Annotated in this window: 14 protein-coding genes; 5 read left to right on the top strand and 9 right to left on the bottom strand. The window is 60.0% G+C overall.

Annotated elements, in window-relative coordinates:
• Nucleotides 1-98 precede the first annotated feature (98 nt).
• From FW800_RS20425 to FW800_RS20410, 4 genes are all read left to right on the top strand, one after another.
• The gene (locus tag FW800_RS20425; RefSeq protein WP_446438338.1) at nt 99-2,261 is read left to right on the top strand and encodes an outer membrane assembly lipoprotein YfiO; all 2,163 of its coding nucleotides are present in this window, start codon (nt 99-101) and stop codon (nt 2,259-2,261) included.
• Nucleotides 2,258-2,962, top strand: coding sequence for a DUF3142 domain-containing protein (locus FW800_RS20420; protein ID WP_446438337.1), 705 nt, complete (start codon nt 2,258-2,260; stop codon nt 2,960-2,962). The genes FW800_RS20425 and FW800_RS20420 overlap by 4 nt, the downstream gene beginning before the upstream one ends.
• Before the next feature lie 108 nt (nt 2,963-3,070).
• Entirely contained in the window at nt 3,071-3,430 is a 360-nt protein-coding gene (locus FW800_RS20415) for a helix-turn-helix domain-containing protein (RefSeq protein ID WP_032878508.1), read from the top strand.
• Nucleotides 3,372-4,628 carry a type II toxin-antitoxin system HipA family toxin gene (locus FW800_RS20410; RefSeq protein ID WP_446438336.1) on the top strand — a complete coding sequence of 419 codons (1,257 nt, stop codon included), beginning with the start codon at nt 3,372-3,374 and terminating at the stop codon, nt 4,626-4,628. The genes FW800_RS20415 and FW800_RS20410 overlap by 59 nt, the downstream gene beginning before the upstream one ends.
• A gap of 37 nt (nt 4,629-4,665) precedes the next feature.
• Here FW800_RS20410 and FW800_RS20405 read toward each other — a convergent pair whose 3' ends face one another.
• The 9 genes from FW800_RS20405 to FW800_RS20365 form a co-directional block, all read right to left on the bottom strand.
• Nucleotides 4,666-6,108: an efflux transporter outer membrane subunit gene (locus FW800_RS20405; protein ID WP_446438335.1), complete on the bottom strand. Its 1,443-nt coding sequence runs from the start codon at nt 6,106-6,108 to the stop codon at nt 4,666-4,668.
• Nucleotides 6,105-7,163 (bottom strand): HlyD family secretion protein, encoded by a 1,059-nt coding sequence (locus tag FW800_RS20400; protein WP_032878511.1) that lies wholly within the window; start codon nt 7,161-7,163, stop codon nt 6,105-6,107. Before FW800_RS20400 ends, FW800_RS20405 begins: the two co-directional genes overlap by 4 nt.
• 15 nt (nt 7,164-7,178) lie before the next feature.
• Nucleotides 7,179-8,714: an MFS transporter gene (locus FW800_RS20395; RefSeq protein ID WP_446438334.1), complete on the bottom strand. Its 1,536-nt coding sequence runs from the start codon at nt 8,712-8,714 to the stop codon at nt 7,179-7,181.
• Nucleotides 8,715-8,933: 219 nt separating this feature from the next.
• Nucleotides 8,934-9,854, bottom strand: a complete 921-nt coding sequence (locus FW800_RS20390; protein WP_078819966.1) for a LysR family transcriptional regulator — start codon at nt 9,852-9,854, stop codon at nt 8,934-8,936.
• Between the two features lie 79 nt (nt 9,855-9,933).
• On the bottom strand, nt 9,934-10,758 hold the full coding sequence (locus FW800_RS20385; protein ID WP_032878514.1) for a hypothetical protein: 825 nt from the start codon (nt 10,756-10,758) through the stop codon (nt 9,934-9,936).
• A 77-nt stretch (nt 10,759-10,835) separates the two neighbouring features.
• The gene (locus FW800_RS20380) at nt 10,836-11,720 is read right to left on the bottom strand and encodes a TauD/TfdA dioxygenase family protein (protein ID WP_446438333.1); all 885 of its coding nucleotides are present in this window, start codon (nt 11,718-11,720) and stop codon (nt 10,836-10,838) included.
• A 215-nt stretch (nt 11,721-11,935) separates the two neighbouring features.
• Nucleotides 11,936-13,300 (bottom strand): HlyD family type I secretion periplasmic adaptor subunit, encoded by a 1,365-nt coding sequence (locus FW800_RS20375; RefSeq protein ID WP_248128543.1) that lies wholly within the window; start codon nt 13,298-13,300, stop codon nt 11,936-11,938.
• Entirely contained in the window at nt 13,290-15,446 is a 2,157-nt protein-coding gene (locus tag FW800_RS20370) for a type I secretion system permease/ATPase (protein WP_005783538.1), read from the bottom strand. Before FW800_RS20370 ends, FW800_RS20375 begins: the two co-directional genes overlap by 11 nt.
• A gap of 42 nt (nt 15,447-15,488) precedes the next feature.
• On the bottom strand, nt 15,489-16,844 hold the full coding sequence (locus FW800_RS20365) for a TolC family outer membrane protein (RefSeq protein ID WP_223018067.1): 1,356 nt from the start codon (nt 16,842-16,844) through the stop codon (nt 15,489-15,491).
• Between the two features lie 338 nt (nt 16,845-17,182).
• On the opposite strand from FW800_RS20365, the gene FW800_RS20360 reads away from it, so the two are divergent.
• Nucleotides 17,183-21,982 (top strand): retention module-containing protein (locus tag FW800_RS20360; protein ID WP_446438332.1); only part of this gene is annotated, 4,800 nt, incomplete at its 3' end.

Here is a 21,982-nt window from a genome sequence, read left to right as displayed (position 1 = left end):
ATCGGACAAATCGGTATTTTGCGTAGGACCTCACCGAAGCACAGCTCAGAACAGGCTATTATTGGGGCCCTCCAAGGACTCAGGATCAAGGACACGTCATGCGCATCGGTTTTTTGTCACCTCTGGCACTGGCTCTGCTGGCCGGTATTTCCCTACAGGCTCAGGCCAGCTCCGACGATTCATGCTACCCCGACTGGCGTGTCTCGCGTGACAGCCTCGAACCTTGCAGCAACCAGCCCTTTCTCAGCCCGGGCAACGACAGCCGGGTCAACCTGCGCCTGTTGCTGGCCGACAAAAAAGCCGCGCCGCTGACGCCCAATGCCTTGGGCGAAGACGATTTGGCCCAGGGTTTCGGCCCGGTGCCGTTTCCGGTGTATCGCCTGGTGCCGGTGCCGGCCGCGAATGATGAGCCCGATAACAAAGCGGACGATTCACGCACGGCCGAACTCGACACCCTGCTCCAACCGCTGGGCATCAAGCGCGAGGAATACAAGACTGCCGGTGAAGCGTTCCTGAATGGCGAAGGCAGCCGCTGCCGCAGCAACAGCGATGACAGCGCCACGGCGTTTATCAGTCAGGTGATCAAAGCCGATATGCCGCCAGCCGAGCGCGACGTGCTGGTGAAAGCGCGGTTGCAGTTGCTGACCACCTGTGACTTCACAGGCCAGGTGGTGGACGCGCAGTTGACGCCCTCGGCCAATGCCCAGCTGTTTCGCACCTACCTGCAGGCCGCCGCCGATTTCTACGGCGGTCGCTTCGTTTACGCCGAGCGCGGTTTCGCCGCCGCCGCGACCAGCGATCTGCCTTGGCTGAAAGAGACCGCGCTGTACATGACCGCACGTACCTCGTTGAACCGGGCCCAGGCCGAGGCCTTCGATGAGTACGGTATGCCGCAACGCGAGCATGTGGATAAGTCTGCCTTGAGCGACGCTGAAGAAGGCTTTCTCGGTTACCTGAAAAATTATCCACAAGGCGATTACGTTGCGTCCGCCCGTGGCCTGTTGCGCCGCGTGCATTGGCTGGCGAACGACGACGCCAAGCTCGCCGAAGACTTCACCTGGCAATTCACCGAGGCCACTGACGCCCAGCGTAACGTGAGCGTCGACGAGTTGGTCGAAGAAGCCGACCTCAAGTTGCTCATGGTCGGCAACAACTCGGCGAACAGCCCGATGCTGCAAGTGGTCAGCGACCTGATGGCGATGCGCGCCCATACGCCGCCCCTGTTGAGCCGCGAAGACCTCGACAAGCAAAAGAGCACATTCGCCAACGAACCGGCGTTGTTCGACTACCTGCAAGCGGCGTATGCCCTGTACGTTGAGCATCAACCTGATGCTGCCCTCAAGCATCTGCCTGCGGATATGCCGTCGAACCTCGACTACTTTGCCTTCAGCCAGCAGACCTTGCGCGCCTTGGCACTGGAGGCCAAGCAAGATTGGAAGGGCGCCGAGAGCCTGTGGCTGCAAATACTACCGCTGGCCAAGCAACCGCTGCAACGCGACCAACTGGAGTTGGCCCTGGCGATGAACTATGAGCGCAGCGGCCAACTGGCCAAGGTGTTCGCAACCGATTCGCCGATCAGCGCCAAGCAAGTGCGCTACATCCTGCTGCGCAACGTCGCCGGGGCCGACCTGCTGCGCCAGCAGATCGCCAACGCCAGCGACCCGACCGAACGCCAGAGCGCGCAATTCGTGCTGCTCTACAAAGACCTGCTGCACCGCCAGTTCGCGACCTTTGCCGATGACCTCAAGCAGGCCTCGCTCTCTGATGACAAGCTCGGCACCAGCCTGGGCTACACCTACACCAGCGGCCAGACCTTGAAGCTGTTCCAGTGGAATGGTGACAAGGCCGAATCCGGCTACGCCTGCCCAAGCATCGCGCAAACCGCCGCGACCTTGCAGGATGAGGCCAAAAACCCCCACGCCTTGAACTGCTTCGGTGAGTTCATCCTGCGCAACGGCCTGGACGGCATGCCACTGGAACAACCCCGCGCCGCCGGCAGCCTGGGCAGCACCGCCTCGCAGTTCAAAGGTGAAACCTTCTCGCGGCTGGACGGCTACAAACAGGTGATCGCCAACGCCAAAGCACCGAAAACCGACAAGGCGTACGCGTTGTTCCGCGCCATCAACTGCTACGCGCCGGCCGGTTACAACAGCTGCGGGGGTGAAGACGTCGCGCCCGCGGTGCGCAAAGCCTGGTTCCGCCAGCTCAAGACCGGTTTTGCCGATACCCAGTGGGGCAAATCGCTGCAGTACTACTGGTGAAGTCGCTGTGGCTGGGCTTGTTGTTGCTGGCAAGCCCGGCTTTCGGCGCCGTCGACGCCCGCGACTATGACGCTTTCTGGCTGTGGAGTGGTGTCACGCCGCAGCCGGTGATCAAGCAGGCAAAAACCCTGTACATCCTACAAGGCCAGATCAACTCCACCCGCCGCGCCCCCCAGCGCAGCGTGCAATTGATCGCCCAAGGCATCAGCGTGCCACGCATTAGCCAAGGCGAAATCTGGGTGGTCTATCGCGCCCACACCTTGCACTGGCCGGAACAGGTCTACACCCAACTGCTCGGCCAGGTGCAACGCTGGCGCGACGCGGGTAACCCTGTGATCGGCATCCAGATCGACTTCGACGCCCGCACCCAGTACCTGCACGAATACGCTGATTTTCTGCGCGACCTGCGCCGGCGTCTGCCTGCCGACCTGCGGTTAAGCATCACCGGCCTGATGGACTGGAGCAGCAACGCCGACCCGGCCGCCATCGCCCAGCTCAAAGGCGTGGTGGATGAAGTGGTGGTGCAGACGTATCAAGGGCGGCACAGCATCCCGGATTACGCGGCGTACCTGCCACGGATGAACCGAATGGGAGTTCCGTTCAAGATCGGTTTGATTCAAGGCGGCGAGTGGGAGGCGCCAGGGTATTTGCAAGGGAATGAGTGGTTTCGGGGGTATGTGGTGTTTTTGCAGAACCCTTGAATCTTCCAAACATGGAAAAAAACCGTCTATCAAACCGGTTTTTTTGCGTGTGGCCTTAGCAACTTGAATGATATAAGTTGCCCTTACTGCCTTAAGGGGTGATATATCATGCATGAAACAGGCAAGCCATACCCCCACAAAGGGTATATCTCAGAGAGAAGCGCTGAACTGATGAGAGGTATCGGGAACGGTATCGAAATAGCCCGTATTCGTCGCCGTTTGAAAATCTCGACCATATGCAGCCGGGCGGGCATTACACGACAGACGTATCAGCGGCTGAGACAGGGAGAAGCAGGCGTATCCCTCGGCGTGCTGATGAATGTGCTTAGCGCGATGGACCTGGAAGAAGGTATGGCGAGCATTGCGTCACCAGAACTTGACCAGGTTGGGATTACCATGAGCCTCGCCCGTGAGCCCGACCGAATTCGCACAGAAGGGGAACCTGATGTCTTGGAAGCCGATTGGTAACGCATTCGTTTTTTCAGCTCACTCAGTCGGTGATCCGGTCCCTGTTGGTGAGGTGGCCATGCACGCAAGCGGATTCGTTTTTCGCTACGCCAACAGCTGGCTTGCGCGCCCCAACGCATTTGCGATTGACCCGCTTAGCCTGCCACTGACCCCTAACCAGTATTCCTCGACACGCATGTTTGGTGTGCTCGACGACGCAACGCCCGACAATTGGGGTCGGCGTGTTCTACTGGCGACCCACAAACAGCATCCACAAAACGAAGTTGAATGGCTCCTTGCTTCGCGGGGTGCGGGAGTGGGCTGCCTGCTGTTCAGTGCGTCAAGAAACCTGTTGCCGACTCTGCACCAACCTCCGCGATTTGAAGACCTTGAGAAAATCATGGTGGGCCTCGATCAAGTCGAAAAAGGTAATGTCGACCTGCCTGCGGAAATCGCACGACTATTCGAATTCGGCAGTTCCATGGGCGGCGCCAGGCCGAAGGTCACCGTGACTCACGAAGGTAAGGAATGGATTGCTAAATTCGGCCGTAGCGACGATGTTTTCGATCAACCACGTGCTGAATTCGCCAGCCTTCAAATGGCGGATGCGGCAGGTCTACCCGCAGCCGGGCACAAGTTGGTAGAGGTCGCCGGCAAACCGGTTTTGATGGTCGAACGTTTTGACCGGCATGAGGGGGCTGGGCGCGAGCACTATGTCAGCTGCAATTCGTTGATCAGCACTGAGAAGCCGCGAATGCGCGTTGACGCGGTTGAGAGTGCCGTTTCCTATTCCAGAATCGCAGATGTTTTGAAGAAGATCAGCGACGATGCCACGTTTGATATGCGTGAGCTTTACAAGCGTATGGCCTTCAATGTGCTGATCGGCAATAGCGACGACCACCTGAAACAAACCGGGCTTCTGCTGACCAGCGCCTCGGGCTATTCCCTTGCGCCAGTATTTGACGTGTTGCCCCACCCCACGCAACTAGGCTTGCAGGCGTTGATCATCGGGAATGAGGGCAGGGTATCGTCTGTCAGCAATTTGCTGAGTACGCCTGAACGCTTTGGGTTGGGGGCGGATGAAGCAAGGTCCATCGTCACGGATATGTATGCCGTCGTGCGAGAAGCCTCCGGCTTTTTCGAAGCGGCAGGCTGTAGCGGTGCCGATGTGCGCGTGCTTTCCAATGTGTGTACCCGGTTTGCAGCAGACCTCGCTTAGGATCAAGGATCTCGGGCTGCAACAAAGCGCACCCTCATTACTGAGCGACTGGCAACGGATACACCGACTCCCACCCTCCTCCCAGCGCCTTGTACAACCCGACCATGGCCAATGACACGCCGGTGGAGCTTTCCACCCACTGCTCTTGAGTTGCCAGCAATGCGCTTTGCACGGTGAGTACATTGACGAAATCCGCCACACCTTCGACGTACTGGTGTTGCGCGGTGGTCAGCGCGATCTGGTTCTGGCGCACCGCTTCGGCCAGGCTGTCGCGACGCAATTGGCTGGCGTTGTAGCGGGTCAGTTGGTCGTCGATTTCATGCCAGGCGCGCAGCACGGTTTGCTGGTAGGCAAGGGCCGCTTCCTGTTGCTGGGCTTCGCGCAAATCCACCATGCCTTGCAGGCGCCCGCCGTTGAACAGCGGCAGGCTCAATTGCGGGCCGAAGGCAAAGGCGCGGGAACCCCAGGAGCCGAAATCCGAGAGTTGCATGGCTTGGGAACCGAGGCTGCCGGACAGGGTAATGCGCGGGTAGAAGTCGCCCTTGGCCACGCCGATGCTGGCAGTGGCGGCGTGCAAGCGCGCTTCTGCCTGGCGGATGTCGGGACGGCGTTCGGCCAATTCCGAGGGCAGGCCAATGGCGACCTGACGCTGGGTTTGCGGCACGGCGGCGTCCTTGGACAGCTGCGCGTGCAAGGCCTGGGGCGGTTCGCCCATCAGCAGGCTCAGGGCGTTGATCAGTTGGTCCTGTCGCTGTTGCAAGTCCGGCAGGCGCGCTTCAATCGCCGCGACCTGGGCGGCGGCTTCGGCCACGTCGAGGTCGGTCGCTACGCCATCAGCCAGGCGCAGTTGCGAAAGCTTGAGGCTGTGACGGGCCACGTCGAGGTTTTGCTCGGTAACGGCACGGGTGTTCTGCACGCCGCGCAGTTGGATGTAGTCCTGGGCAGTCTCGGCCAGTACCGACAACAACACGGCGCGGCGGTCGTTTTCGGCGACCTCCAGGGTGGCGTCGGCTGCTTCGGTTTCACGCTTGACCCGGCCCCAGAAGTCCAGCTCCCAAGAGGCCGAGAAGCCCATGTCCCATTGGTTGAAGGCCGAACGGCCGTTCTCGCCGGAAGGGTCGTTCAAGCCTTTGCCACTGTTACGTTTGCGCTGGTAGCCGCCACCCGCATCGACATTGGGGTAACGCTCGGCGGTGGTCACCTGGCGTACGGCGCGGCTCTGTTGCAGGCGGCTGCTGGCCAGCTTCAGGTCGAGGTTATCGCTGAGGGCGCGGCGTGTCAGAGCGGAAAGCTGCGCGTCGTGGAACACGTCCCACCAGCGCTCCTGCAAGGGATCGCTGACGGCACGGCTGGCAGCTTGTCGGCCCTGGGGTTCGCTCCACTGATTGATCTGTGGGCTCTCGGGCCGCTGGAAGTCGGGACCGACCGTGCAGGCACTCAGGCTGATCAGGCTTAAGGTGAGCCAGGCGACGTGTTTCATTGCTGGGCCACCTCACGCTGTTGCGCGACCGGCCGCGTATCGACGCTGGCTTCCACCGACATGCCGACGCGCAGGCGCTCGGTCAATGGCTGGTTCGGCTCAAGCACGATCTTCACCGGAATACGCTGCACCACCTTGGTGAAGTTGCCGGTGGCGTTGTCCGGTTTGACCGAGGCAAAGGTCACCCCCGTGGCCGGCGCCAGGCTTTCCAGATGGCCTTTGAGCAGTTCGCCGTCAAGGCTGTCGACGCTGACCTGCACCGCTTGCCCCGCGTGCATATGCGACAGTTGCGTCTCCTGGAAATTGGCTACCACATAGGCCTCGGCCAGCGGCACGACCGCGAGGATCTTGCTGCCCGGGGTCACATAGGCGCCGACCCGCACCGCTCGCTCGCCGACCATGCCATCGACCGGCGCGACAATGCGCGTGTAGGACAGCTGATAGCTGGCCATTTCCAACGCCGCCTGGGCGCGCTTGAGCCCACCTTCGGCGGCGTCACGCTGGGCGGTGAGGATTTCCACCTGCTTGCGTTCGGCGGCCAGCACTGCGGTGGATTTGGCCAGGCGTGCCGTGGCCTGGTCGATACGGGTCTTGGCTTGTTGGGCGTTCTGCACGGTACCTGCGCCGACGCCAGCGAGGTGGTTATAGCGGTTCAGTTCGTGTTCGGCGAAGGCGACTTCGGCGCGATCCGCCGCGACGGTGGCTTGGGCCTGGGCGATCACCGAGCTCTGGCGCTCCAGGGTCGCGCTGGCGTTTTTCAACTGGGCCTGGGCGACCAAGGTGTCGGCATCGGCGGCCTGGGCGGCGGCGCGAAAGTCGCGGTCGTCGATCAACGCCAACAGTTGGCCGGCCTTGACGCGCTGGTTGTCTTCTACCAGCACTTCCTTGATGAAGCCCGCCACCCGCGGCGCCACCAGGGTGAAGTCGGCGGCGACGAAGGCGTCGTTGGTGGTCTGGTGCTTGCTGCCCAGTACGCCCGGCGCAACCAGGTAAACCAGCACGCCGACGGCAAATACAGCAATAACGGAGACGGCAATTTTGTCTTTGCGTTTCATGGAAAGTCCTTGTGGTCAGGCCGGAGCGCGAGGCGGATAGATCCGCGTGGGCATCCAGAAAATCAGCAGGATCAACGCCACCGCGACACCGGCCATGACGACGTAAAGATCCGAAGAGGTCAGCACCACGGTCTGCTCGTGCAAGCGGTGGGCGAGGCCCGGCGCCTCAGTGTCGGCCAGGGGTGAATTGCCGAGGCGGTCCACCAACATGGTTGAATGGAAATGCCCGCGCTGGGTGGTCAATGTATCCAGCACCGCAGTGGCGATCACAGCGGCCAGGCCCTTGACGGTATTGAACCAGGCCGAAGCGAACGGTCCTTCGATGGGTTGAATGCTGCCGGTAGACAACATCAGCAGTGGCAACACGGCCATCGGCTGGCCGAAGATCTGCAACAGGTACCAGCCATAAAAATCGTCGCGGATCCACGCCGAAGTCAGGTGCGAACTGCCGATGCAGCACAGCACCAACATGCCAAGGCCAATCCCCAGCACCCAGCGGCAATCGACCCAGCGCAGGTTGCACAGCGCCGCCACCAACGGCAACGCGATCAATTGCGGCAACGCCATCAGCAGCATCATCGGCGCAGTTTGCAGCGGCCGGTACCCCTGGACCTGGGCAAGGAAACTGGAGGGGATGATGATCACCGAGGTCAGCACCATCAGCACGCCTGCCAGCACGATCAGGGCGAAGGCCAGGTTGCGCAGGCCGAGCATCTGCAATTTGAAGAAGGGTATTGGCTGCGACCATTCGTTGAGCATGAACAACACCAGCAGCACGGTGCCACCACTCAGCAGAAAGGTGATCAGGCCCGACTCGAACCAATCCAGGCGATTGCCCTGCAACAGCCCGATCACCAACATGCAGATCGCCGGAAAGCCCAGCAGCAGGCCGCGCCAGTTGAACTGTTTGAAACGCTCCAGGCGCAGCGGGTCCTGCGGTATGCCATAGGCCACGGCGACCATCGCCAGCAGGCACGGCGCGACGATTTGCCAGAACGCCCACTGCCAGCCGACGTATTCGGTCCACAACGCCGCCAGCGGAGTACCCAGGCTCGGGCCGAAGGTGGCGGTCAGGGCGTAGCCGGCCAGGCCATACAGCTTGACGTTGGCCGGCAGAAAACGCAGTGCCACGGTCATCAGCATCGGCGGCAGCGCGCCACCGGCCAGGCCTTGCACGGTACGCAGCAGCAGCAGGCTTTCGTAGTTGGGTGCGAACGGGCAGAGAATGCCCAACACGGTGAACAAGCCGATGGCGCACAGCGTGAAACGGCGCAGGGAAAACGTCACCGAACACCACGGCGCAAAGGCCATGGCCGCCACGGACGTGGCCGTGTAGGCGGCGACCAGCCAGGTGCCTTCATCAAAGCCGATGTACAGCGCACCGCGGATATCGGCAAGCGCCACCTTGGTGACCATCTCGTTGAGACCGGACACCAGCACCGCCAACAACACGCCGACCAGGCCGATGATGATGCGCGGGCCGAACACGGGCGGGGCCGGGGCAACAGGTTTGGCTGCGGCCTGAAAAGCGGGGGCAGCGAGGGATGTCATGAACAGGTAACTCGGAATGAGAAATACCTGAGCAGTTTAATCAAGCTATAGCATGACAAAAAGTTACTTATCGGAAGTTTATAAGTGCGCCAGGCGCAATCCATGGGTGGGAGGGGGCTTGCTCCCGATGGCGGTATGACAGCCACCTGATGTGAAGCTGATACACCTCTATCGGGAGCAAGCCCCCTCCCACATTTGATTGTGCATGGCTTGAGGTTTTTAGTTGGGTTGGGCTTCCAGCCAGGTGGCGTGGCAACTCTCGCGCATGGTTTCACGCAGCCATTTGTGCGCGGGGTCTTTGTCGAAGCGCGGGTGCCAGGATTGGGCCAATACCAGGGTCGGCAAGGAGATCGGCAGCGGGAATGCACGCAATGGCAAGTTCAGGCGTTTGGCGCTCAGGAGCGCTTCCTTGGGCACCGGCATGATCAGGTCGGATTCCGGCAACATGAACATGGCACCGTGGAAGCCCGGCGCGATCATCGCCACGCGGCGCTCCAGGCCCTGCTCGTTCAGCGCGGTGTCGATCGGCCCGCGGGCGATGCCGCGGCGCGAGATGCTGATATGGGAATAGCTGGCAAAGCGTGCGGCGGTGATCTCTTCGTCGAACAGTGGGTGATCTTGTCGCGCCAGGCCGACGAAGGTGGTGGAGAACAGGTTCTGCACCTTCACTTCGGGGCTGACCGGCATGGTGTTGCTCACACGCAGATCCAGGCGCCCTTCGCGCAGGGCTTCGTCGTCGGTGTCGCCTTCAGGCACAAAGCGCAGCTCGCACAGCGGGGCCACACGCTCCATGGTGTCGAACAACCGACCGCCATATACGCCAATAAAAAAGTCATTGGCGCGTACGCTGAAACGGCGACGCAAGGTACTCAAATCGACTTGATCCGCCGAGCGAAACAGCAACGCCGCCTGCTCCACCACGTTGCGTACCTGGCCTTGCAGCTCAAGCGCCTTGGGCGTCGGCACCAGGCCGCGACCGGCACGTACCAGGATCGGGTCACCGACAGCTTCACGGATACGCGTGAGGGTACGGCTCATGGCCGCCGGGCTGAGGTTCATTCGCCGTGCGGCGCCGACCACACTGCCCTCATCAAGCAACGCGTCGAGGGCGACCAGCAGGTTCATGTCTGGTAATTGCATGCCAAGCACTCGTGATCTGTGGGGAGTGAGCTGGGCGCAATTCTAGCAGCAATCAGATCCAATACTGCTGGGCCAATGATTACTGGCCCGAATCGAAAGAGTAAGGGGACGGCCAAGTGGTGGGCTTCGGGTTGTTGGGAACACACTCTAAAATCGGAAAGTGCTCCGGCACCTCAACGCGTTTTAACACATACGCTTTCTTCTCCAAGGAGAACTCCTGAAGCTTGGGAGCCAGCAGCACGCGTCGCTGTTCAGGCCCCAGGAAAATTGCGCTGTACTGCCGGTCGTCAACACCTGCGCAACGAAACGTATCATTGAAGTCTGTCGTGTGAGCTGTACGGTACAAAATCTCGGCACGGCGCTCCGGCGACAAGTTGCTACTGATAAACAGCGCACCAATACCGCAGGTAATCAGTGCCGTTATTGCTGGAACCACCACACCCCATTTTTCCTCGGCAGAGCTGGCACTTTCGAAATAACTTCCCATACAGATCAACACTACAATAAATGCGGTGATCAGCACGACGGCGATGCAAGGCCAAAACATCAGCTTGGCCATGTGAAGGGTTGTGCCAGCAATCATTGTCAAAGGAAAAGCAGATGCATCGACATGGAAAATTGCATTAACGTCGGCCACCGCCCGCAGTCGTCCTACGTAACCTAAGGTCGCGAGCAAAAAGCCCCAGAAGATCACAGTGACCTTGAAGTCCTTGAAAAGCCGTTCGAGGATTTTTTCAATAAACGCCAGGACCACATAAAAACCAGTTGCGACCGAACAAGCCAATAGTAAAAACGCCGTATCGGCTGACACGTAGTTTTCCTTGATCAAGCCGGAAAAACCCAAAAGCATAAGTAGCGAAACGACGGAGATAATCGTCAATGTATTCTTGTTTGAAGTGTGCATAGCGTTGTTCCAACCAGAAAGTCTTCTGGTTATCCCCATCGGCCAGAGTATTGGAAGCTTTAGAGGCCGATGGCTAATCAGAAAGGCGCATCGCCCTGGATGGTGGTGCGATACAACTTGCGGCGCAGGTGGCTTGGGCAACCGGCGGCCAAGTGGATCAGCGAGCGGTTGTCCCAGAACACCAGGTCGTGGGGCTGCCACTGGTGGCGGTAGATGTTTTCCGGCAGCACGCTGTGGGCATAGAGCTGGGCCAGCAAGTCACGGCTTTCGTCATCGGGCAGGCCGACGATACGGGTGGTGAAGCCTTCGCTGACGAACAGCGCCTGGCGCCCGTTTTCAGGGTGGGTGCGCACGACGGGGTGCACCACTTCGGCGACCTGGGCGAGTTGTTCGGGGGTGAGGGTCGGGCGCCAGTTGCCTTCGAATTTGGTTTCGCTGTAGCGCGCCGTGTAGGAGTGCGCGGCGCTGCGGCCTTCTACGGCTTTGCGCAGGTGCTCGGGCAGTTGCTCCCAGGCTTTGTGCATATCGGCGAACAGGGTGTCACCGCCTTCGGCAGGCAGTTCCTGAGCGTGCAGCATCGAGCCGAGGCTGGGCAGTTCCTTGTACGACAGATCCGAGTGCCAGAACTTGCCCGCGTCCCCCAGGCCGATGGATTGGCCGTTCTCGATGATGTTGGAGACGATCAGGATTTGCGGGTGATTGGCCAGCAGGAATTGTTTGAGCACGTGGATCTGCAGCACACCGAAACGGCGGCTGAAAGCGATCTGTTGTTCGGGGGTGATGCGTTGGTCGCGGAACACCACGACGTGGTGGTCCAGATGTGCGCGGTGGATACGGGCAAAGTCCTGGTCATTGACCGGGCGGGATAAGTCCAGGCCGATGATCTCGGCGCCTACACTGCCGGGGAAGGGCCGGACATCGAAGGTTTGGGCCGTGGTGGGGGCAGCAGCGGTGGCGGACATTGGATTCACTCCCGGCGGACAGGGAAGTGAATTTATAGGTATAAGAATGGAAGTTTAAATACTGTTAGGGCATATCGATATGGCGTTTGGTTTGAGGTGCTGGGGGATGCTGAGGGCCTCATCGGGGGCAAGCCCACTCCCACATTTTGATTTGTGAACACATTCAAATGTGGGAGCTGGCTTGCCTGCGATGAGGTCGGTACAGGCGCTGAAGATCAACGCTCGTGCAACGCCTCGGCCCGCGCCTTGATGATCGGTTTGAGCAGGTAGCTGAGGATGCTTTTCTTGCCGGTGATGATGTCCACCGAGGCAACCATGCCCGGGATGATCAGCAACGGCTTCTCATCGGTGCCCAAGTGGCTGCGGTCGGTACGCAGGGTGATCATGTAGTAAGTGGTTTTCTTGTCTTCATCAGTGATGGTGTCGGCACCGATGCGTTCGAGCTTGGCCTTCAGCCCACCGTAGACGGTGTAGTCGTAGGCGGTGAATTTGACCACGGCTTCTTGCCCTGGGTGCAGGAAAGCGATGTCTTGCGGGCGGATCTTGGCTTCCACCAGCAGGGTGTCGTCCAGCGGCACGATTTCGACCATGTCGCTGCCCGGCTGGATCACGCCGCCGACCGTGTTGACCAACAATTGCTTGACGACCCCGCGCACCGGCGAGGTGACCAGGGTACGGCTGACGCGGTCTTCCAACGCACGGCCGGTGGACTCGGCCTTGTTCAACTCAGTACGAGCCTCGTTGAGCTGGGTCAGGGCTTCGCTGCGGAATTTGCCACGGGTTTCGTCGATCTTGCGCTGCACTTCCTTGATCGCCGATTCGGCACGGGGGATTGCCAGGGTGGTGGCGTCCAATTGGCCACGGGTTTCCATTTCGGCACGCTTGAGGCGCAGCACTTCCACCGGCGATACCGCGCCCTGAGCCACCAGCGGCTCGGACATGTTGATTTCCTGGCGTTGCAGGGACAACTGGCTGCGGTACTGGCCTTGCTTGGAGGTGAATTCACGCAGTTCCTGCTGGCGCTGTACCAGTTGTTCTTGCAGGCCGCCGACTTCGTCTTTCAGCTGCTGGCGTCGGCTCTCATACAATGAGCGCTCGTTGGCAGCCTGGCTCGGCGCGGCCTTGAGTACGTCGTCGGGGATGTTCAGTGGGCGATCATCCACCTGCGCACTCAGGCGCTCGACGCGCAGTTGCATGGCCAGGCGCAAGGCTTCGGTTTCTCCGGCGTTGGAAACAAACCGGGTGTCGTCGAGGCGAATCAACGGCGCACCGGCCTCTACGATCTGGCCTTCCTTGACGTACAGCTCGGCGACGATACCGCCTTCCAGGTTCTGGATTTTCTGCAATTTTGACGACGGAATCGCCTTGCCGTCGCCACGGGTCACTTCGTCGATCTGAGAGAAACCCGCCCAAACCACCAGGAACACGAAAAACCCGATGATCGCCCAGATGGTCAGGCGAATAACGCGCGGGGCATCTTCGATCAGCGCTTTGTTGACCTCGGGCAGGGGCTGGCCCTGCAGCGAGTCGGCGCCTTTGAAATAGCGGCCGACCGCACTCTTGATGGACTTAAGCAACACTGATCTGCCCCTTCTTCAACGCTTCCATGACCACGGCTTTCGGGCCGTCCGCGAGAATCTGCCCACGGTCGACCACCAGCAGGCGGTCCACCAGCGAGAGCAGTGAGGCTCGGTGCGTGACCAGCACCACGGTCTTGTTTTGCACCACGGCTTGCAGGCGTTGTTTCAAGCGTTCTTCACCGGTGTTGTCCATGGCGCTGGTGGGTTCGTCCAGCAGCAGGATGGGCGGGTTGAGCAACAGCGCGCGGGCCAGGGCGACGTTCTGACGCTGGCCGCCGGAGAGGTTCTGACCACGCTCGCCCACTTGCAGCTCGTAGCCCTGAGGGTGCAGACGGGCGAATTCGTGTACACCGGCCAGCTCGGCGGCTTGCAGCACCATTTCGTCTTCGACGTAGCGCGCACCGCTGACCAGGTTGTCGCGCAGGGTGCCAGCAAGCAACTGGATGTCCTGGGCGACGTAGCCGATGTTATGGCGCAACTCGCTGACGTCGATCTGGCGCACGTCCACGCCGTCCACCAGCAATGCGCCGGAGTCAGGTTGATACAGGCCGACAATCAGTTTGGCCAGGGAGCTTTTGCCCGAGCCGCTACGGCCGATGATGCCGATTTTTTCCCCTGGCTTGATCACCAGGTTGATGTTCTTCAGCGCCAGGTTCTGCTGGTTGGGGTAGGTGAAGTTCAGGCCCCGGCATTCGATGGCGCCTTGCAGGGTGCGGCGGCTCATGGGGCGCTCTTCGAAATTGCGCTCTTGAGGCAGCTCCATCATCTGGTCCACCGAGGTCATGGTGACCTTGGCCTGCTGGTAGCGCGTGAGCAGGCCCGACAGCGAAGCCAGCGGGCTCAAGGCGCGGCCACTGAGCATGTAGCAGGCAATCAGGCCGCCCATGCTCAGGTTGCCGTCGATGATCTGGTACACGCCGAATACGATCATGATCACGCCGGCCAATTGCTGGATCAGCAGGGTCATGTTCATCGACAGGCCCGACAGCAACTTCACCCGCAGCTCAAGCCGGCTCAGAGTGCCGATGGTCTGTTCCCAGCCATACTGGCGCTCGCTCTCGGCATTGTTGACCTTGACCGCATCGAGCCCGGCGAGGGTTTCGATCAGGCTCGACTGGCGTTCAGCGGCCAGGGCCATGGTGCGTTCCATGGTGGCTACCAAGGGCTTTTGCAGGGCATAGCCGATGCCCAGGGCAAGCGGAAACGCCAGCACCGGGATCCACACAAGGTGCCCGCCGAGGATGGCGATCACCATAAAGATCAGCAGCGTGAACGGCAGGTCGATCAGGCTGGTGAGGGTCAGCGACGCGAGAAAATCGCGCAGGCTTTGAAACTCATGGATGTTCTGGGCGAAGCTGCCGACCCGCGCCGGGCGGTACTTCATGGACATGCCGACGATGCGTTCGAACAGCGTGGCCGAGATGATCAGGTCGGTTTTTTTACCGGCCAGGTCCAGGCACAGGCTGCGCAGGCTTTTGAGGATCAGGTCGAACAGGTATGCGCCACAGATGCCCACAGCCAGCACCCACAGGGTGGCGGTGGCCTGGTTCGGCACGACACGGTCGTACACGTTCATCACGAACAGCGGCGCGGCCATGGCGATGATGTTGATCAGGAAGCTGGCGGCGATGGCGTCGGTGTAGAGCCAGCGCGAACGCATGAGGGTGTCACGGAACCACGAACGCGCCCGTGGAATCAGGCTGCCGTGGTTGACGTCGAATTTGTGTTGCGGCTGGGCGAAGAAGACCTTGCCGATGTAATCGTCGGCCAATGCTTCGCGCTTGATCAGCACTTCGCCGCCGTCACTTTCGCTGAGCAGGACCCGCGCCTCATCGTCGCCCTGCCAACCCACCAGCACAGTACTGCGCCCGTCCTTGAGCAACAGCAGGGCCGGCAATGCAATCGTCGGGATCTGTTCCAGCTTGCGTTGCAACAGCCGGCCTTGCAGCCCGGCCCGCGCAGCAGCACGCGGCAGCAGTTCAGCACTCAGGCGTTGCGAGGGCAGCGGCAGGCCGGTGGTGAGCATGGCCGCGCTGGCAGGCTTCTGGTGCAGTGCGCAGAGCGCCAGCAACCCGTCGAGCAACGGGTCGTCGTGCAAAGCGCGTGGATCATGACTGAGATGAACTCGACCGATTTCAGATTCCACGCGGTGCACTCTCGACTAACAGATGGGACTATTGGGGGTGGCTCAATTCATCCCAGGCAGTTGGACTTTAGGTTTCACGTCGTTCTGCACGACGGAGGCCATCGGTGCGACCACTCCCTGGCTCTTGAGCAATTCGCCCATGGTCGCCTTGATTCGGTACTGAGTAAATAACTGAATGTTCTTGATTTCTTCCAGGCGGCGGGAAGCGGTGAACAATTCATTCTCGCTGTCGAGCAAATCCAACAGGGTACGTTGGCCAAGGCTGAACTGCTGCTGGTAGGACGTGCGTACGCGGGTGCTGTGATCCACATACTGCTGGGCGACCGGCAATTGCGCGTTGGCGTTACTCAAGGCGTTCCAGGCCAAGCCTAGCTCTTCGTTGAGTTGGCGCAAGGCGTTGTTGCGAATATCCAGGGCCTGGTTGGCCTGGTAGGACTTCGATTGCAGGTCAGCCTTGTTGCTGCCACCGGCAAACAGGTTGAAGCGCATGCGCACCATGGCTTCCCAGCCGTTGCTGTGGTTGGGATCACCGGAGACGTTGTTGTCGGCGTTGGTGCCAAGCTCGGCGTCAAAGCGCGGGTAGAAGGTGGACTTGGCGGCTTCGTACTGCTTCTCGGCGGCGGAGATATCCGACTCGGCCGAGCGCAGGATCGGGCTGTTATCGAGCATCTGGCGACGGGCCTCATTCAGGTCGGCCGGCAGCATGGCCATGAACGGGGCCGGGCGCTCGAGTTGGTCTGGCATCTGGCCTACGGCGCTGAGGTAGTTGACCTGCGCGTCGGCCAGGTTGGTTTGCTCGGTGATCAAGTTGTTGCGGGCCTGGGCCAGACGCGCTTCGGCCTGGTCCTGGTCGGCACCGTTGCCGACGCCACGCTGGGTGCGCAACTTGATCTGATCGTAGATGCGCTCGTGGTTGCGCAGGTTGTCTTCGGCCAGGCGCACAAACTCACGACGGGTCAGCACTTCCAGGTAAACCTGGGCAACGGTCAGCGCTGTGCGCTCGGAGGTACCGAGCAAGGAGTAGGCACGGGAATTAACGTTGGCTTGTTGACGCCCGACTTCGCTGGAGGTAGCGAAACCGTCAAAAATCATTTGCTGCAGACGCAGGCTGGATTCACCGCGGTTGAGCGTGTCCCAGTGGTTGCCGCTGGGGTTGTTGGCGCGGGTGGTGGCGTTGTCAGTCCCTTGACGACCGTAACCGGCGTTCAGGTCGACACGCGGCAGGTAACCACCTTGGGCGGCGCGCAATTGGTAATCGGCGGCGATACGGCTGTTTACACCCGCCTGGATTTCCGGGTGTACATCCAATGCCTGCTGCATGGCTTGGGGCAGTGTCTGGGCTTGTACGAAACTGGCGGCGAGGACGAACGGTATTGCCTTGAACAGGTGCAGACGCATTAAAAAATTCCCCAGGACTTCTTGTCTCAAATCACAGCGATGAGTACCGCTGCGTCGGATAATGGCTACCGTAATGACCGTACGTCGGAAAGTTCAAAAAGCGGAACTGCTTCACACATGTAGGACGGTTCGCCGCATAAATATCAATGTGACATTACAGAGGCGATTGTTTAGGATGGCGACCATAAGGTCAATACTTTGGCACAAACTAGATCGCGAAAAAATCCAGCCAAATATTTGACGTCAATACATATATAGACTACGCCCTCCCAATTGGCAGCGCTAATACCGCGCTGCGAAATGGAATTTGTCGAAACGGATCACCGGAGAAAATTTTAATGAGCAGTGTTGTTGCCATCGTCAAAAGCATTGTTGGTCAAGTTTTCGTTATTTCTCCGGAAGGAACACGTCGCGTCCTTGTAGAAGGTGATCGCCTGTTTGCAGGTGACCAGATCGACACAGGCATATCGGGCGCGGTGAGCCTGGAGTTGGCCGACGGCCGCATTCTGGACCTGGGCCGGGAAACCCAGTGGAGCGCCGATCTGCCGGACTCCAGCGCCGACTTGGCCGCCGCTGCCGAGCAAGCCGCACCATCGGTTGCCGAGCTGCAACAAGCCATCGCCGCCGGCGCCGACCCGACCACCGACCTGGAAGCCACCGCCGCAGGCGCAAACGCTACCGGTAATGGTGCCGCCGGGGGTGGCCACAGCTTCGTGGTGCTGGACGCGACCGCCGGCCGTGTCGACCCGACCATCGGCTTCCCGACGGCACCTATCGGCCAAGGTACTTCGGCACTCAACGCCCTGAGCGGAGCGCCAGGCTCGGCGGACTCGGGCAACCAGGTGTTGCAGCCTTCGACCCTGACCCTGAGCGCGACGCCGACCATCACCGAAGCGGGCGGCGTGCTGACCTACACCGCTACCGTGACGCGGCCCTCCACCAGCGACCTGACCGTCACCTTGACCAATGGCGCGGTGATTACCATCCCGTCGGGCCAGTTGACCGGCACCGTCAATGTGCCTCTGGCCCCTAACGACAGCCCGTACATCGACCCGGGCCAGATCAGCGTCGGCGTTACCGGTACCACTGGCGGCGGCAACCTGGTATTGACCATCGACCCTAACCCGGCCGTAACGCAGATCACCGACACCATCGACACCACCACCGTCACGCTGACGGCGAGCAATACCGTGACGGAAGGCGGCCAGATTACCTACACCGCCACCCTGACCAACCCGGCGCAAACCCCGGTGAATGTCACCTTGAGCAATGGCTCGGTGATCACCATCAAGGCCGGCGAGTCAACCGGCACCGTTGTGGTCGATACTCCGGCTAACGACGTCTATAACAACGGTTCGACCGTCAGCACCACCATTACCGGTGCAACCGGCGGCAACTTCGAAAACCTGGTACCGAGCACTACGCCTGCGGTCACCACCATTACTGATTCGGTCGACACCACCACCGTTACCCTGACAGCCGACGGCAGCGTGACCGAAGGCGGTCAGATCACCTACACCGCCACCTTGACCAACCCGGCTCAGACCCCGGTGAATGTCACCTTGAGCAATGGCTCGGTGATCACCATCAAGGCTGGCGAGTCAACCGGCACCGTTGTGGTCGATACTCCGGCTAACGACGTCTACAACAACGGCTCTACCGTCAGCACCACCATTACCGGTGCAACCGGCGGCAACTTCGAAAACCTGGTACCGAGCACCACGCCTGCGGTCACCACCATTACCGATTCGGTCGACACCACCACCGTTACCCTGACAGCCGACGGCAACGTGACCGAAGGCGGCCAGATCACCTACACCGCGACCCTGACCAACCCGGCGCAGACCCCGGTGAATGTCACCTTGAGCAATGGCTCGGTGATCACCATCAAGGCTGGCGAGTCAACCGGCAGCGTTGTGGTCGATACTCCGGCTAACGACGTCTATAACAACGGTTCGACCGTCAGCACCACCATTACCGGTGCAACCGGCGGCAACTTCGAAAACCTGGTACCGAGCACCACGCCTGCGGTCACCACCATTACTGATTCGATCGATGCCACCACCGTCACCCTGACCGCAGGCTCGACCGTGACCGAAGGTGGCCAGATCACCTACACCGCCACCTTGACCAATCCGGCGCAAACCCCGGTAAACGTTACCTTGAGCAATGGCTCGGTAATCACCATCAAGGCTGGCGAGTCTGTCGGCAGCGTGGTCGTGGACACCGCGCCCAATGATGTCTACGTCAACGGCAGCACGGTCAGCACCACCATTACCAGCGCGACTGGCGGCAACTTTGAAAGCCTGGTGCCGAGCACAACTGCGGCAGTCACCACGATCACCGATTCGATCGACACAACTACCGTTACGCTGACTGCGCCGACCGAGGCGAATGAGGGCGGGCAGATTACGTACACCGCTACGCTTTCCAACAAGGCGGGCACTGACGTTACGTTGAAGTTGGATAACGGCTCGTCGATCACCATCAAGGCTGGGGACACTGTCGGCACTGTGACCGTCCCGGCGCCGACTGATGACGTGTTCATCGACAAGAGCACGCAGACCGTTCAAATCACCGAGACCACGGGTGGCAACTTCGAGAAATTGGAAGTTGCGGGTAACGGCGCCACTACCACAATCAACGACACCATCGACAAGGTGGACGTAGTTCTGACCGCCACCACCACCGTCGGCGAAGGCGGCAACATCGTCTACACCGCCAGCCTTGTGGATAAAAACGGCGCGCCGGTGACTAACATCACTAATCCGTTAACTGTCACTCTGGATAACGGTCAGACCATCACCATTGGTGTGAATCAATCCAGCGGTACTGTTACTACCGTAGCGCCGGATGATGTCTACAAAGGCGATCAGACCGTTACCACCGCCATCAGCGGCGTTACGGGCGGCGAGCACTTTGAAAACCTGGTGCCGGGCACTACGGCGGTGAACACCACCGTTACCGATACCCCAGGTACCGATAACCCCACGACTGTTACGTTGACTGCGCCGAGTGCCGTTAACGAAGGTGGCCAGATCACCTACACCGCTACCTTGAGCAACAAGGCCGGTACTGACGTCACGTTGAAGCTGGATAACGGTTCGTCGATCACCATCAAGGCTGGGGACACTGTCGGCACTGTGACTGTGCCGGCGCCTACCGATGACGTGTTCATCGATAAGAGTACCCAGACGGTCCAGATCACCGAAACCACGGGCGGCAACTTCGAGAAGTTGGAAGTTGCAGGCAATGGTGCGACCACCACGATCAACGACACCATCGACAAAGTTGATGTGGTCCTGACCGCTACCACCACCGTCGGTGAAGGCGGCAATATCGTTTACACCGCCAGCCTTGTGGATAAAAACGGCGCGCCGGTGACTAACATCACCAATCCGTTGACTGTCACCCTGGATAACGGTCAGACCATCACCATTGGTGTGAATCAGTCGAGCGGCACCGTTACCACCGTAGCGCCGGATGATGTGTACAAAGGCGATCAAACCGTCACTACTGCTATCAGCGGCGTGACCGGCGGCGAGCACTTTGAAAATCTGATTCCAGGTACCGATAAAGTCACCACGACTGTCACTGACACTCCGGGCACCGATAACACCACCACTGTGACGCTGACTGCACCGTCTGAAGCGAATGAAGGTGGTCAAATTACGTACACCGCTACGCTTTCGAATAAAGCGGGCACTGACGTCACCTTGAAGTTGGATAACGGCTCGTCGATCACTATCAAGGCCGGCGATACCGTCGGCACCGTGACCGTGCCTGCGCCGACCGATGATGTGTTTATCGATAAGAGCACCCAGACGGTCCAGATCACTGACGCTTCTGGCGGCAACTTCGAGAAGTTGGAAGTCGCGGGCAACGGCGCAACCACCACGATCAACGACACCATCGACAAGGTGGACGTAGTTCTGACCGCCACCACCACCGTCGGCGAAAGCGGCAACATCGTTTACACCGCCAGCCTTGTGGATAAGAACGGTGCGCCGGTGACTAACATCACCAATCCGCTGACTGTCACCTTGGATAACGGCAAAACCATCACTATCGGTGTTAACGAATCCAGCGCTAGCGTTTCGGTTATTGCTCCTGATGATGTGTACAAAGGCGATCAAACCGTCACTACTGCTATCAGCGGCGTGACCGGCGGCGATCACTTTGAAAATCTGATTCCAGGTACCGATAAAGTCACGACGACTGTCACTGATACTCCGGGCACCGACAACACCACTACCGTGACGCTGACAGCTCCGTCTGAAGCGAATGAAGGTGGTCAAATCACCTACACCGCAACCTTGAGCAACAAGGCCGGTACCGACGTCACGTTGAAGCTGGATAACGGCTCGTCGATCACCATCAAGGCTGGCGACACCGTCGGCACCGTGACTGTTCCTGCGCCTACCGATGACGTGTTCATCGACAAGAGCACGCAGACCGTTCAAATCACCGAGACCACGGGTGGCAACTTCGAAAAACTGGAAGTTGCGGGCAACGGCGCAACCACCACGATCAACGACACCATCGACAAGGTCGATGTGGTCCTGACTGCTACCACCACCGTCGGCGAAGGCGGCAACATCGTTTACACCGCCAGCCTTGTGGATAAGAACGGCGCGCCGGTGACCAACATCACCAACCCGCTGACCGTCACTTTGGATAATGGCGAAACCATCACCATCGGCGTGAATCAGTCGAGCGGCAGTGTTTCGGTTCTTGCTCCTGATGACGTGTACAAAGGCGATCAGACCGTCACCACAGCCATCAAAGGCGTGACTGGCGGCGAGCACTTTGAAAATCTGGTGCCGGGTACTACGGCGGTGAACACCACCGTGACGGACACACCGGGTACCGACAACACGACTACTGTCACCCTGACAGCGCCTAGTGCCGTTAACGAAGGTGGCCAAATCACCTATACCGCAACCTTGAGCAACAAGGCCGGTACCGACGTCACGTTGAAACTCGACAACGGCTCAAGCATTACCATCAAAGCGGGCGACACCGTCGGCACTGTGACCGTCCCTGCGCCGACCGATGACGTGTTCATCGACAAGAGCACGCAGACCGTTCAAATCACCGAGACCACGGGTGGCAACTTCGAGAAGTTGGAAGTTGCG

Source organism: Pseudomonas sp. 910_23 (assembly GCF_052850795.1).
This window is presented reverse-complemented; position numbering and strand designations above follow the sequence as displayed.

Coding starts and splice junctions, on each gene's coding strand:
- FW800_RS20425 (WP_446438338.1), top strand. CDS start 99: ATGCGCATCGGTTTTTTGTCACCTCTGGCACTGGCTCTGCTGGCCGGT.
- FW800_RS20390 (WP_078819966.1), bottom strand. CDS start 9,854: ATGCAATTACCAGACATGAACCTGCTGGTCGCCCTCGACGCGTTGCTT.
- FW800_RS20385 (WP_032878514.1), bottom strand. CDS start 10,758: ATGCACACTTCAAACAAGAATACATTGACGATTATCTCCGTCGTTTCG.
- FW800_RS20400 (WP_032878511.1), bottom strand. CDS start 7,163: ATGAAACGCAAAGACAAAATTGCCGTCTCCGTTATTGCTGTATTTGCC.
- FW800_RS20415 (WP_032878508.1), top strand. CDS start 3,071: ATGCATGAAACAGGCAAGCCATACCCCCACAAAGGGTATATCTCAGAG.
- FW800_RS20380 (WP_446438333.1), bottom strand. CDS start 11,720: ATGTCCGCCACCGCTGCTGCCCCCACCACGGCCCAAACCTTCGATGTC.
- FW800_RS20395 (WP_446438334.1), bottom strand. CDS start 8,714: ATGACATCCCTCGCTGCCCCCGCTTTTCAGGCCGCAGCCAAACCTGTT.
- FW800_RS20405 (WP_446438335.1), bottom strand. CDS start 6,108: ATGAAACACGTCGCCTGGCTCACCTTAAGCCTGATCAGCCTGAGTGCC.
- FW800_RS20365 (WP_223018067.1), bottom strand. CDS start 16,844: ATGCGTCTGCACCTGTTCAAGGCAATACCGTTCGTCCTCGCCGCCAGT.